General features: G+C 62.9%; 14 protein-coding genes. 8 read left to right on the top strand and 6 right to left on the bottom strand.

What is annotated here, in order from left to right; translation table 11 throughout:
• The first annotated feature begins 3 nt into the window (after positions 1-3).
• On the top strand, positions 4-2,007 hold the full coding sequence (gene tkt / locus KTQ42_RS19180; protein WP_217347222.1) for a transketolase: 2,004 nt from the start codon (positions 4-6) through the stop codon (positions 2,005-2,007).
• A gap of 1 nt (position 2,008) precedes the next feature.
• Positions 2,009-2,710 (top strand): phosphoglycolate phosphatase, encoded by a 702-nt coding sequence (gene gph, locus KTQ42_RS19175; RefSeq protein ID WP_217347221.1) that lies wholly within the window; start codon positions 2,009-2,011, stop codon positions 2,708-2,710.
• On the opposite strand, the gene KTQ42_RS19170 is transcribed toward gph, so the two are convergent.
• A complete protein-coding gene (locus KTQ42_RS19170) occupies positions 2,694-3,062 on the bottom strand; it encodes a hypothetical protein (RefSeq protein WP_217347220.1) in 369 nt (122 codons plus the stop codon). The two genes, gph and KTQ42_RS19170, sit on opposite strands and share 17 nt — an antisense overlap.
• Positions 3,063-3,275: 213 nt before the next feature.
• Here KTQ42_RS19170 and KTQ42_RS19165 point away from each other — a divergent pair, with 213 nt between their 5' ends.
• A complete protein-coding gene (locus KTQ42_RS19165; RefSeq protein ID WP_217347219.1) occupies positions 3,276-3,755 on the top strand; it encodes a hypothetical protein in 480 nt (159 codons plus the stop codon).
• Positions 3,756-3,794: 39 nt separating this feature from the next.
• Here KTQ42_RS19165 and KTQ42_RS19160 read toward each other — a convergent pair whose 3' ends face one another.
• Together KTQ42_RS19160 and KTQ42_RS19150 are read right to left on the bottom strand one after the other, a co-directional pair.
• A complete protein-coding gene (locus KTQ42_RS19160) occupies positions 3,795-3,977 on the bottom strand; it encodes a hypothetical protein (protein ID WP_217347218.1) in 183 nt (60 codons plus the stop codon).
• A 193-nt stretch (positions 3,978-4,170) separates the two neighbouring features.
• The gene (locus tag KTQ42_RS19150) at positions 4,171-5,130 is read right to left on the bottom strand and encodes a helix-turn-helix domain-containing protein (protein ID WP_217347217.1); all 960 of its coding nucleotides are present in this window, start codon (positions 5,128-5,130) and stop codon (positions 4,171-4,173) included.
• Between the two features lie 123 nt (positions 5,131-5,253).
• On the opposite strand from KTQ42_RS19150, the gene KTQ42_RS19145 reads away from it, so the two are divergent.
• The 5 genes from KTQ42_RS19145 to KTQ42_RS19125 all read left to right on the top strand — a co-directional run bounded on the left by KTQ42_RS19145 (position 5,254) and on the right by KTQ42_RS19125 (position 9,500).
• Positions 5,254-6,141: an MBL fold metallo-hydrolase gene (locus tag KTQ42_RS19145; protein WP_217347216.1), complete on the top strand. Its 888-nt coding sequence runs from the start codon at positions 5,254-5,256 to the stop codon at positions 6,139-6,141.
• A gap of 243 nt (positions 6,142-6,384) precedes the next feature.
• Complete coding sequence (locus tag KTQ42_RS19140) at positions 6,385-7,401, top strand: MsnO8 family LLM class oxidoreductase (RefSeq protein WP_217347215.1); 1,017 nt, start codon at positions 6,385-6,387, stop codon at positions 7,399-7,401.
• Between the two features lie 88 nt (positions 7,402-7,489).
• A complete protein-coding gene (locus KTQ42_RS19135) occupies positions 7,490-8,119 on the top strand; it encodes an isochorismatase family protein (protein WP_217347214.1) in 630 nt (209 codons plus the stop codon).
• A 221-nt stretch (positions 8,120-8,340) separates the two neighbouring features.
• On the top strand, positions 8,341-8,982 hold the full coding sequence (locus KTQ42_RS19130; RefSeq protein WP_217347213.1) for a chloride channel protein: 642 nt from the start codon (positions 8,341-8,343) through the stop codon (positions 8,980-8,982).
• A gap of 251 nt (positions 8,983-9,233) precedes the next feature.
• The gene (locus tag KTQ42_RS19125) at positions 9,234-9,500 is read left to right on the top strand and encodes a hypothetical protein (protein WP_217347212.1); all 267 of its coding nucleotides are present in this window, start codon (positions 9,234-9,236) and stop codon (positions 9,498-9,500) included.
• Positions 9,501-9,599: 99 nt separating this feature from the next.
• On the opposite strand, the gene KTQ42_RS19120 is transcribed toward KTQ42_RS19125, so the two are convergent.
• The 3 genes from KTQ42_RS19120 to KTQ42_RS19110 all read right to left on the bottom strand — a co-directional run bounded on the left by KTQ42_RS19120 (position 9,600) and on the right by KTQ42_RS19110 (position 12,936).
• A complete protein-coding gene (locus KTQ42_RS19120) occupies positions 9,600-10,607 on the bottom strand; it encodes a tripartite tricarboxylate transporter substrate binding protein (protein ID WP_249222997.1) in 1,008 nt (335 codons plus the stop codon).
• A 108-nt stretch (positions 10,608-10,715) separates the two neighbouring features.
• Positions 10,716-11,651, bottom strand: coding sequence for a LysR family transcriptional regulator (locus KTQ42_RS19115; RefSeq protein WP_217347211.1), 936 nt, complete (start codon positions 11,649-11,651; stop codon positions 10,716-10,718).
• 22 nt (positions 11,652-11,673) lie between these two features.
• Positions 11,674-12,936 carry a flavin-dependent oxidoreductase gene (locus tag KTQ42_RS19110; RefSeq protein WP_217347210.1) on the bottom strand — a complete coding sequence of 421 codons (1,263 nt, stop codon included), beginning with the start codon at positions 12,934-12,936 and terminating at the stop codon, positions 11,674-11,676.
• Positions 12,937-13,100: the final 164 nt, after the last annotated feature.

Below are 13,100 nucleotides of genomic sequence, written 5' to 3'. Positions count from 1 at the left end.
GCGATGAACGCACCCGACAAAGTGGCCGCGAACGCGGCCGACGCAATCCGCTTCCTGGCTGCCGACGCGGTCGAACAGGCGGCCTCGGGCCATCCCGGCGCGCCGCTGGGCATGGCCGATATCGCCGAAGTGCTGTGGCGGCGCCATTTGCGGCACAACCCGGCCAATCCGCACTGGCTGGGGCGCGACCGCTTCGTGCTGTCCAACGGCCATGCCTCGATGCTGCTGTATGCGCTGCTGCACCTGTCCGGCTATGACTTGCCGATGGAAGAGATCCGGCGCTTCCGCCAGCTGCATTCCAGGACACCCGGCCATCCGGAACATGGCATCACGCCCGGCGTCGAGACCACCACCGGGCCGCTCGGCCAAGGTCTGGCCAATGCGGTCGGCATGGCACTGGCGGAGAAAATGCTGGCCGTCCAGTTCAACCGGCCGGGCTTCGACCTGATTGACAACCATACCTATGTGTTCCTGGGCGACGGCTGCCTGATGGAAGGCATTAGCCATGAAGCATGCTCGCTGGCCGGCACGCTGAAACTCAACAAGCTGGTCGCGCTGTATGACGACAACGGCATATCCATCGACGGCGACGTGGCCGGCTGGTTCACCGACGACACGCCGCAGCGCTTTCGCGCCTATGGCTGGCACGTGATCGCCGATGTCAACGGCCATGATGCGGCAGCCATTGATGCCGCGCTGCATGCGGCCAGGGCGCAGCGGGACGCGCCAACGCTGATCTGCTGCAAGACCACGATAGGCCATGGCGCGCCGGGCAAGGCCGGCGGCCACGACGTCCATGGCGCCCCGCTCGGGCCGCAGGAAATCCAGGCCATGCGCGACCTCGGCGGCTGGACCCATCCGCCATTCACGATCCCGCAGGAACTGGCTGACGCCTGGGATGGCCGGGTTCGCGGCGCCGCGCTGGAACAGCAATGGCAGGCCCGCTTTGTTGCTTACCAGGGGGAGCACGGCGCGCTGGCGGCAGAACTGCTACGGCGTATCGACGGTGAACTGCCGGCTGGCCTGGATGCCTGCTTCGACGCCCTGTTGACCGACAACGCGCAACTCGCCGGCAAGCTCGCCACCCGCAAGGCGTCCCAGCTGGTGCTGGAAGCCATCAGCCCGATGCTTCCCGAACTCTTCGGTGGCTCGGCCGACCTCACCGGCTCCAACCTGACCAATGTGCAGGCATCGGTGCGGGTCAATGACCACGGCGCCGGCAATTACCTGAGCTATGGCGTGCGGGAGTTCGGCATGGCGGCGATGATGAACGGCATGGTGCTGTATCGCGGCTTCATCCCTTACGGCGGCACCTTCCTCACTTTCTCGGATTACTCCCGTAATGCAATCCGGATGGCCGCGCTGATGAAACAGCGGGTGATCCATGTGCTGACCCATGACTCGATCGGTCTGGGCGAGGACGGCCCGACGCATCAGCCGGTCGAGCACCTGGCATCGCTGCGCCTGATTCCGGGCAATCGCGTCTGGCGGCCATGCGACGGCGCCGAGACGGCTGTCGCCTGGCGCGCCGCCATTGAACGTCATGACGGCCCAACCTGCCTGGCCCTGTCTCGGCAGGCGCTGCAGCCCTTTGCCCGCAATGCCGCCCAGCTTGCCGGCATCGCCCGCGGCGGCTATGTGCTGCAGGACTGCGATGCGCCGCAACTGGTGCTCATTGCCACCGGCTCGGAAGTCGGCATAGCCGCCGAGGCTGCCGCGCTGCTGCGTGAACGTGGTTATCGGGTGCGACTGGTCTCGATGCCTTGCGTTGAACTCTTCCATGCGCAATCGGCAGATCGGCGCGATGCGGTGCTGCCGCCTGGCGTGCCGCGGCTGAGCATCGAGGCCGGCGTCACCTGGCTGTGGCAGGCAACGGTAGGCGACAGGGGCCTAGCGATGGGCATCGACCGTTTCGGCGAGTCAGCGCCGGCCGGCGATCTCTACGGCTATTTCAGGCTGACACCGGCCGACATCGCGGCCAGCGCGCAAGCACTGCTGGGAGGCTGAGATGGTGGCCATCACAAAGCGGCCGCAGGCCGTACTGGTCGACCTGGACGGCACCATGATAGACAGCGCGCCCGATATCGCCGCGGCGGTCAACCGGATGCAGGCGCAGCTTGATGGGCCGCCGCTGCCGCTTGACACCGTTCGCGGTTTCATCGGCTGGGGCGTGGCGCATCTGGTGCGCCAAGTGCTGGGCCATGCACCAGGCATGCGGCCGACCGATGAGGCCACCGCCCTTGCCCTGTTCGAGCGCCACTACCTCGACTGCAACGGTCGCCACAGCACGATCTATCCGGGCGTGCTGCGGGGCCTGACGATGCTGCGCGGGCTGGGCTATGCGCTGGCCTGCGTGACCAACAAGCCGCGTCCCTATGCCGAACCGCTGCTCGATGCACTGGGCCTGTCGCCCTGCTTCGACACGGTGGCCTGCGGCGAACCCGCGCTGCCGCTCAAGCCGCACCCTGCCCTGTTGGTGGCCGCCTGTCGCCGCCTTGGCGCGCAGCCTGTGCAGTGCGTGATGGTGGGCGACTCGGGCGTCGACGCCACCGCGGCGGGCCGGGCCGGCATGCCGGTGTACCTAGTGCGCTACGGCTATCACAATGGCGCCGCGCCGGATGCGGCCCCCTGCAACGGCTACATCGACGCGCTCGACGAATTGCCGGCCCTGCTCGGTCACGCGCCGGCGGCTCTCAGCGCAAGCGGCTAGCCACCCAGCCGTCGCCATCCCTGGCGATGCGCAGCAGCACCGTGCTGGACCGGAAGCCGCCATTGGGCACGGTCATTTCCATCTGCACCTCGCACTGCCATGCCTGCGGTTCAGCTGCAGGCTGGCAGGCTTTCTTGAGCGCCGCATGCAGCTTCACCAGCATGTCCGGCGGCACATCGCCCTTGTCCAGGCGCCGGTGGTATTCGACGATGGGCATGTTGGCGCGGGCGACATCACGCTGGGCCAGGGCCAGGATGTCGGCCTCGCCTGGCTCGCCGGCCTGTGCATGGGCCGGCGGCAGCAGCGCATGCGAAGCGATGATCAGTGCAACGGCGAAGATAAGTGCCTTCATACATTTTCCTCTTGAAATGCCGGTACCAAGGTTCGGCGGCAGGATAGCCATGCAAGGTCCGCGCCATGTTTCCGGCAGGCTGGAACGCGGCATGCCGCGCCAGCGTCGCAGCAGCCAGGCTTGACTGGACCATCACGCCGTGAGCGCGGTGCGTGTGAAAACCGCGTTTCTGGTCTACATTGCATTGACCATACCCTCATGCCGGGAATAGCCATGGATCCCACCTCGCAACTCCTGACCCAGCTACTCAGCGTGGCAATCAGCCTGTCGGGGCTGCCCGGCATCCATGTCAGCGAACTGCCGCCGGTAGTGCTGCTGCCGCGGGCCGAACTCAACAAAACCGTCTGCAGCAGCGCGCCCGTGCGCTGCGCCGGGTTGGTCGCGGCATTCGACACCCAGCGCTACCGCATCGTCGCCGATGACAAGCTCGACTTCGACGACCCGGTGGATGCCTCCTTCCTCGTTCATGAAATGGTGCATGTGCTGCAGTTCAAGCAAACCGGCAGCGCCGGCTTCACCTCCTGCACCGCAGTGCTACAGAGCGAGGAACAGGCCTATGACGTGCAGAACCGGTATCTGCGCCAGAACAACCGGCCGGCCCGGCAAGGCAGCATGCTGCGGTTTTCACGCTGTCCGCGCGAACCGGAGCCGGAGTCGCCGCCCGAGGCGCCTGCGCGCCTAAAGGGTGAATGATAGCGGCTTTTCGCCAGCCTCCTGGTCCGCACCCCCCGATCACATTGAGCAGTGCCTGCAGGCCAGCATCGAGCCTGGCCCGGTCGGTGGCGCCAACCCTCCCCAGCGCCCGGGCAGCAGGCCGCGTGCCGGCTGCGGCGCCTTGCGAAGCGCCCTGGCGCGGCGGGGCGTCAGCGTCAGGTTGACGACGCGCTGGTCGCGCTCGTCGCGCGACTTCAGCACTTCAGCACATAGCCGTTCTTTTCCAGCGCGTCGAGCAGGTTGCTGGTGGCGGTCTGATGGATGGCCATGCGCGTGGCCAGCTCCCCCCACCGGCAAGCCGGGCGCTTCGCCCTCTTGCGTCAAGAAGTAATCTATACAGCACCATTTCCACCAATAGCTGAACTAACGCAAGCTCGTCGGGTTGCGCGTCTGACTATTTCATCGCACCGAATGCCTTGCGCCAGCTTCTGGGACTAACCTGAAACCGCTTTTTGAAATGTTGGCGGAACGAGGTCGACGTCTGGAACCCCGCCATATCTGCAATCCTATCGATCGACAGCGACGTCGTTTCCAGAAGGTCGCGCGTCCGGCGCAGGCGTTCGTTGACTAGCCAATCAACCAGCGTCATGCCAGTCGCCTTGATGAAGTGCCGCGTGAAGGTCCGTCGGCTCATGGCGATGCGCTTGGCCAAGGCGTCGATGCTGTGTGGCTGGTCTAGATTGTTGCGTAAATAATCGAGCAGGATGTTGAGCTGCGCATCCTGCGTGGATGCGGCTACCGGCTGCTCGATGAACTGGGCCTGGCCGCCTTCGCGGTGCGGTGGTATGACCATGGTGCGAGCTACCTTGTTGGCCACGGGGGCACCATAAAATTCCCGCACTAGGTACAGGCAGCAGTCGAGTCCTGCGCCAGTACCTGCCGAAGTGATCAGCTTGTCTTCGTCGACATACAACGCATTCATATCGAGCTTGATACGCGGGAAGCGCCGGCAGAAATCCTGCTCAGCCATCCAGTGCGTCGAGGCGCGCTTGCCGTCCAGCAGACCTGCATACGCCAGTGGATAGGCGCCATAGCACAGGCCCACCACGTGTGCGCCGCGCGCATGCGCACGCGACAGCACCTCCACAAGTTCGTCACTTGGACGAGCGTTCAGATCGTGCCACCCAGGCATGATCAGAATGTCCGCCGTTTTTGCCAGTTCCAGCCCGCCATCGGGATGCACCGTCAAGGCACGCTCGGCGTTGAGCGTGCGCGCCCCCGATGAAACGATTTGCAAATCAAATAGGGGTCCTTCAGGCTGCTGGGCGCTGAAGACCAGGTAAGGCACGGAAAAGTGAAACGGGCTGAAATCAGGATAAAGAATCAGTGCGACGACAGGAGGCTTTTTTTGCATGATGAACCGAGCATAGCCGATATTGGCCCAAAAGTTTCGATAGATGGCATAAGGGTCGATGTCACGATTTCGCCAATACACCCACACTGTTGATCCCCGCTACTTACTCAACAGAGCAACAACATGAAATCAATCAAAACGTTAGTGAGCGCATTGGCCCTCGCCACGGGAACCGTGAGTTTCCCGTTCTACGCTGCTGCAACGGCTGCCGTAAGCGCTGCAGCACCCGTACAAGTCCAACAGATACGCAACGCCACGGCGAAAATCCACTATGGGGGCAAGACCTTTCTGGTCGATCCTTTCCTGGCTAAGAAGGGGATCTACGCCGGCTTTCCTGACACTTTCCACAGCGAATTGCGCAACCCCACGGTCGAACTGCCGCTGGCGGTAACGGACATCATGAAGGGGGTGGATGCCGTGATTGTCACGCACACTCACCTCGATCACTGGGACGGTGGCGATCAGACATTTATTTCGAAAGCGACGCCGCTCTTTGTGCAGCATGAAGCCGATGCAAAGCTAATACGTAGCCAGGGCTATACAAATGTCCATATCCTGACCGGCACTACGGAATTCGAAGGCGTCCATCTGACAAAGGCCGGCGGTCGGCATGGCACTGAAGAGATGTACAGCAAGAAGCCTTTGGGCGATGCCTTAGGCGAAGCGATGGGCGTGGTCTTCCAGGCGAGCGGCGCCAAGACAATTTACCTCGTAGACGACACCGTGTGGAATGCGACAGTTGATGACACGTTGGCAAAGTTCAAGCCAGACGTCATCATCCTCAACGCCGGCGATGCCCGCATGAAGAGTTATACCGGGTCCATCATCATGGGTAAGGACGACGTTCTGCATGCTTACCAGGCCATGCCTAGCGCCACTATCATCGCCGTCCATATGGATGCGATCAATCACATGACGCTAAGCCGCAAAGAACTGCGCGAGCATGTAAAGCAACACAAGATTGGCGACCGCGTGCGTATTCCGTCTGATGGCGACATATTGAAGTTCTGAGCCCCACTTTTCCTGCGCTCTGCAGCGGTCCCGTTTGCGTAAGACACGTGACGACTTGCAAGGGCGCCACGTCCGTGCCGACGGTGGTGCTCCAGAAACAACGGAAGGCACCGATAGGTGGCAGGGCGTGAAGCCTTGGAAGCGTGAGATGGACATGGCCCGATTACATCGAAAGTCTGCCCGCGGGCCGGGCAAGCTGCCTGACATAGCGTCCACCGCGTTTATACGAGAAAGAGATTCTGCATGCAATTCGTTTCCCCATCTGGCACAGCGCCTTTCACTTTGTCCGTGCTGGCGAACGGAGGCACCGGCGTCGGGAGGACCGCAGCACAGGGGCTAGCGAGCACCATCTCGCTGGCCCGGACGGCGGACAAGCGCGGATACCACCGGTTTTGGATGTCCGAGCACCACGGGATGGGCGCCACTTCAGTCTCTTTGCCACCGCTGATGGTAGCCCGGTTCATCGCAGAGACGGCCCGCATCTGCCTCGGCGCGGGCGGCGTGGTGCTTCCAAACCATGTGCCGCTGCTGATCGCCGAGCAGTTCGAAATGCTCGAGGCCCTGGCTCCGAACCGCATCGATCTTGGCCTTGGCCGCGCTCCAGGCACCGATGGCGCGACCGCAGCGGCGCTGCGGCGCAGCGCAAACGCCAACGACGGATTTCCGCACCAGGTGCTTGAGCTGCTCGGTTTCCTGGGGGATGAGTTTCCATCTAGCCATCTGTATCGGCATGTCCACGCAGTGCCCGGTCCCTGGCAGGCTGCTCAGAACCGCGTGCCCTCGGAATCTTTTGGCACCGAGATCTGGATACTAGGCTCTTCACCCTATTCGGCGCATTTGGCAGCGCAGCTTGGTCGACTGTATGCGTTTGCGATGCGGTTCGGCGACGCCGACATCGACACGGCCTTGCGCATCTATCGGGAAACCTTTAAGACTTCTGACGTTCTCGACAAGCCCTACATTCTTGTCAGTATTCCTGTTGCGATCAGCGATGACAGGACCGCGGCAAAGCGACAGGCCAGGACGTCAGCGATGGCCATGCTGCGTATGTTCAAGCGCGAAGGCTACTTGCTGCTGCCGCCAGACGAAGTCGAGGCTTACCCGGCGACAATGCAGGAGGATCAGATCATCGCCGCCTACACCGATCAAACTTTCCACAGCACCCCGCTGCCGTCGCAGATCCTCGCGAAGCCCTGCACGAACGTACAGGTGCCGACGAAATTATGCTCGTCGTCAGCGGACATTCATCTGCCCCAATGAGCGCGGCATCACCCTCATTGTTGAGCACTACAACACCCCGCACGTGAAATCCACCCCGTCCCAACCAACCTTTTAAACGGAGAACGACATGACTGCACCACGCCGAGCCTTAATCGTCATCGACGCCCAACAGGAGTATTTCGAAGGACTTCTTCCCATCCAGTATCCAGCCCGTGAGGAGTCCATCTCACGCATTCGCAAGGCGATTGAAGCCGCTGTGCATGCCGCTGCTCCGGTCGTTCTTGTTCAACATGAACTACCGGACGGAGCCCCTGTGTTCGGCTCCGGATCAGCCACCTTCCTGAACCATCCCAACGTTGCCGTACACGAAGGCAAGGCGGCCAAACGGATCAGTAAGCAGTTCGGCAGCGTATTCGCTGACACCGACCTTGACGCATGGCTGCGTGACCAAGGCATCGACACGATTACCCTCGTCGGATACATGACCAACAACTGCGTACTCGCTTCCGCAGTCGACGCGGAACCTCGCGGCTTCACCGTCGAGGTTCTTTCGGACGCGACCGGCGCGATCGACCTTGCCAATGAGGCAGGTCGTGCGTCTGCCCGGCAGGTCCATGACACTCTCATGGTCCTGCTTCATTCGAACTGGGCCGCGGTTGCTGACACCAGCACCTGGACCACTGCGTTACAAGCTGGTGAGCCGTTAGAAAAGAGCAACCTCATTACGTCAGCGGCGCAGGGTCGCAACGTACTCTGACGCAATGCCCTGAGACAAGACTGACTAACCGACAGCCGGAGTTCACGAGCTGGGGATCTGCTTTCGATCGATTCCGGAAATACCGTTCTCGGTTCAAGACTTTATTGCCTTGGTAAAGTCTTCAGTGTCGCAAGACATTCGGCGCATCGCCATGCCTGGCAAGCGATGCGCGGAATTTCATTTCCTAGAATACAAATTTTTCGATCTCGATCAGGAAGGCAATGGACAATCGGGGCTCGACGCGTGCAAGGTTGCGCAGCAGCGCGGTAAGCTACTGGCACAAGGGCTGGGCCTGGCTGATGGTACACAGCAGCGCCAGCCTGCCGGGCCGCGCCGGCCGATTCGCCCACTCCCGGCCCTATGCCTGGGCGGCGAGCTGCGGCCTGGGTGTCGCGATGCTGGGCGTTGCCACCGATGGCCTGGTATTTGGCACGGGTTATGACCCGACCCGCTTGACCCTGGAACAGAGCGGCGCCCTGCCCTGGCACTTTGGCGCGGCCAGGTTCCTGGCCACGCTGATGTCATCCGCCGCCGGCGTCCCTAGCGGCATCTTTGCGCCGTCGCTGGCTGTCGGCGCCGGCATCGGCGACAACGTGGCCGCGCTGCTGCCGGCATTGGCGCCGCGCAGCGCAATGGTGCTGCTGGTGATGGCGGCCTATCTGGCGGGCGTGACCCGCGCGCCGCTGACCTCCTTCATCATCATGATGGAGATGACCGACAGCCACCACATGCTCATGCCGTTGATGGCGGCAACACGGATTGCCAGCGCGGCTTCCAGGCTTGTATGCAGGACGCCGCTCTACCATACGCTGGCCGAGCGCATGCTGCCGGCGGCCGGCACCGCAGTCCCGCCAGCACACTGATCTGCCGGGGCCAGCGCTACGCTGTCCCGAGCCTACGGCGCCCGATAGCCGCCGCAATAAACTTGCAACAAGGCATGCGCTTGCAGATGCACAGACAAGGCGTGCAAGAAAACCCATCGTGTTACTACGGAAATCGCGCCTTTACACGGATGCAATCAAACCCTGCGCCAAAATTCCTGCGTATATTCGACGAAGCATCAAAGATCGTGACCCTGTGGCATCCACGAATTCCAACTTGAACGGAGACAACCATGTTGAAGACCCTGATCGTCGGCGCCTGCGCCACCCTGATCGCCGGCGGCGCTTTCGCTGCCGCCCACACTGCTGCTCCTGCGGCGCCAACCACCAAGAGTGAAAAGAAGGCTGAAGCGGCAAAGGAAAGCGCCAGCAAGGACGCCACCGGCAAGACACAGGCAAACCGCGAGGGCAAGATGAGCCCGACCGGCCAGAACGAGACCAGCAGCACCATGACGAAGAAGGAAGGCGCCAGCAGCACGACCGGCACCACGTCGAAGTAATCCAGCCCTTGCACCACGTGGGCCAAGGCTTGCCTGCCCGCCAGTGACATGGCGGGCAGGCAGGCCTTTCTTGTTTGCCTTACAGCGCCTTGCAGCGCCTCAGTCCGTGCTGATTTTGGCGCGCTTGATCACGTCGGCCCAGCGCACCAGGTCATTCTTTACCATCATGCCCAGGGTGTCGGCCTTACCGGGCGTTGGCACCATGCCCTGCTTGTCCAGCGCTTCGGTCACATCGGGCATGGCCAGGATCTGGTTGATTTCGCTGTTCAATCGCGCCACCACCGGCGCCGGCGTGCCCGCTGGCGCCAGCAGACCGTACCAGAGGTCCACATTGGAATTGGCCACGCCCTGTTCGGCAAAGGTCGGCACGTCGGACGCGCCGGGGACCCGCTTGTCCTGCGCCACCGCGAGCAGGCGCAGCTTGCCTGCCTTGGCATGAACCAGCGCCGAATGCACCGGCAGGATCATCGCCTGCACCTGGCCGCCGAGCAGGTCGGTAATGGCGCCGGCCGAACCCTTGTACGGCACATGCAGCAGGTCCGCGCCGGTATTGAGCTTGAACAGCTCCATTGCCAGATGCTGCGGCGTGCCGTTGCCGGGCGAGGCATAGGTGTACTTGCCGGGATTATCCTTGAACAGCCTGATGGCTTCCGTCAGCGTCTTTGCCGGGACAGCGGGATTGACCGCGAAGGTCAGCGCGCCTTGGGCGGTGGGCGCGACCGGCACGAAGCTCTTTACGGGGTCGTAGGGAACGCTCTTGTAGAGGCTGGCGTTCATCACGAAGGTATTGACGGTCATCAGCAGCGTGTAGCCGTCCGGCGCGGCGCGGGCAGCCGCTTCGGTGCCAATGTTGCCGGAAGCGCCGGCTTTGTTTTCCACGATGACGGGCTGGCCGACCCGCTGCGACAGCTTCTGGCCCAACGTGCGCGCCAGCACATCGATCCCAGTGCCGGGCGTGAACGGCACGACGATCGTGATCGGCCTGGACGGCCAGGCTTCCTGGGCCATGCCAAGGCCGGGCAAGGCAAGCGCGGCCATCGCGCCGGCAAGCAGCATGAACTGGCGGCGCCCGCGGCGCTGCGACATTGAAGCAGTGTTTTGTGACATGACGGTCTCCTTGAAATTGTTATCCATTTTTTTAGCTTGCTTCGCGCCGCAAGCGCAGCGCGTCATTGTGAACGATAAGCCGCGTTCTGGCTTTGCGGTCTTGCGGTGTCAGCCTGACTGCGTTTCTCCCGCCGCCATCTGCGGCAGCATCGCGATCAGCATGTCGGTGAACTCGGCCATGTAGAACGGCTTGCCGCGTCCCTTGCGAGAGATCTGGTGAAAACCGGCGGTGACCTGTGGCTGCACCAGCGGCGCGGCGCTGACCCGATGGCGCCGGCATGCGGGCATGGCAAACGACGGTATCACCGCCGACCCGAGGCCAATGGCCACCATGGCGATCAGGGTGTCGAAATGGTTGAACGATGCCCGCTCGGCATCGGCGCGGCCGGTCCTGGCAAGCTGGCGGTCGATCAGCTGCTGGATCGGGTTGTCAGGCGGCAGCCCGATCAGCATCAGTTCATCCAGGCTCTCCCATGGCACCGGCATGCCGGGCGCGGGCATGCCGGCATCATCGCCCTGCGCCTGCAGCGGCCCGACCAGCACCAGCGGAAAGTCATACAGTAGCCTGCGCTCGATGCTCTTGCTGCCTTCGAAGAAGAAGCCCAGGCCAAAGTCGGCGCCGCCGCTTTCCACCAGAGCCTGCACCTGCTTCAGGTCGGTATCGACCACCCGTATCGTGACATCGGGATAGTGCTGCCGGAAGCGGCTGATCACCAGCGGCATCAGGGTCGACGACACCAGCGGCGTGGCAGCCACGCGCAGCAGGTAGCGCGCCTTGTCCGACATGTCGTCCAGCTGCGCGGCCACCTGCTCGAGCCCTTCCACGGCGACCTGCGCGATCGGCAACAGCTTCTCGCCGGCCGGCGTCAGCGTTACCGAGCGGGTGGTGCGATCGAACAGCCGGCTGGCAAGCTGCACTTCCAGCTCGCGCATCATCACGCTCAGGCCGGCCTGTGTAATATGCAGGCGCTCCGCCGCGCGGGTGAAATTCTTCAGTTGCGCAATCAGCAGGAAAGCCTTGAGCTGGCGCGTCGATATGTTCATGCCGGCACTGCGGTAACCTACACTAGCGCGCCGGCGCGGGCTGGGACAGTGCGTTCACGCTGAAGCCAGCAACCTGCTTGTAGCGGTTCGACACTGCCTGCAGTTCTTCCCGGCTGATGACGTCCTCGATGCGGTCGAAGGGCTTGCCGCCGGTCAGTTCATGCACGGTCTGCAGGATGGCATCCGGCGGCGCCACCCGGTTCATCAGCACCACTTCGCTGGTGGCCTTCAGGCGAATGCGCTCGTATTCCTCCAGCGCCTTACCGGTCACGCCGAAGGCACGGATCTGCTGGGCCAGGCTGGGGCCGTCGAGTATGGCCTGACCGGCGCCGTTGGAACCGCGCGGCACCATCGGATGGGCGGCATCTCCCAGCAGCGTGACGCGGCCGAAACTCCACTTTGGCAAGGGGTCCTGGTCCACCATCGGATATTCCAGGATGGTCTCGGTGGCCTGCAGCATAGCGGCCACGTCCAGCCAGTCGAAATGCCAGTCGGCGAAGGCGGGGAAGAAGTCTTCCAGCCGGCCGCCGCGGTTCCAGTCGCGCCGTGCCGGCTGCGGCGCCTCGATCTCGGCAACCCAGTTAACCAGCTGCCTGCCCTGGCCATCCACATCGTTGCGGATCGGGTAGATCACCATCTTGCCTACCGACAACCAGCCGGCGCGCACCATGCTGGCGCCCGAGAGGAAAGGTGGCAGCACTGTGGTGCCGCGCCACATGTTGACGCCGGAATAGCGTGGCGCGCCCTCGTCGGGATACAACTGCTTGCGTACTGCCGAATGGATGCCGTCGCAAGCCACCGCCAGCGCGGCGCGGGCGGGCTCGCGCTCATGTCCATTGCCGTCATCGAAGCGCATGGTCACGCCGGCATCGTCCTGGTCCACGCCCAAGCAGCGCCAGCCGAGCTGTACCGCATCCCTGCCCAGCCGCTCGTGCACGGCTTCCAGCAATACCATCTGCAGGTCGCCGCGATGGATCGAGAACTGCGGCCAGGCATAACCGGCGTCACGGCCGGCCGGCTCGCTGTAGACGAACTGGCCAAACTTGTTGAAAAAAATCGATTCCTTGGTCGTGACCGCTACCTCGGACAGGCACCCGGCCAGACCCAGTTCATCCATCACCCGTACTGCATGCGGCAACAGGTTCACGCCGGCACCCAGGGGGCGGATTTCCTGTGCCGCCTCGAAGACACGGCAGGAAATGCCCTGCTGATGCAGGCAAAGCGCCAGTGTCAGGCCGCCAATGCCGGCGCCGATGATGGCGACATCGTACTGATGAGAGTGCATGCTGATTCCTTTCGTCCGTGCCGGCGCCTCAAAGCAATGCCGGGAAAGCGCCATTAGACATCAAGTCACCACATTCGGAAAATTCATATTTCATATCAATTAAAAAGAATTGCTTATGAATGGCGAAGCGAACGTGTCACGGGTTTGCGGACAATGGAAGACAG

It is taken from the genome of Noviherbaspirillum sp. L7-7A (assembly GCF_019052805.1).
In the GTDB taxonomy this organism is placed as follows: Bacteria; Pseudomonadota; Gammaproteobacteria; order Burkholderiales; family Burkholderiaceae_D; genus Noviherbaspirillum_A.
The sequence above is the reverse complement of the archived record's forward strand: the minus strand, read 5'-3'. Positions and strand labels throughout refer to the sequence as shown.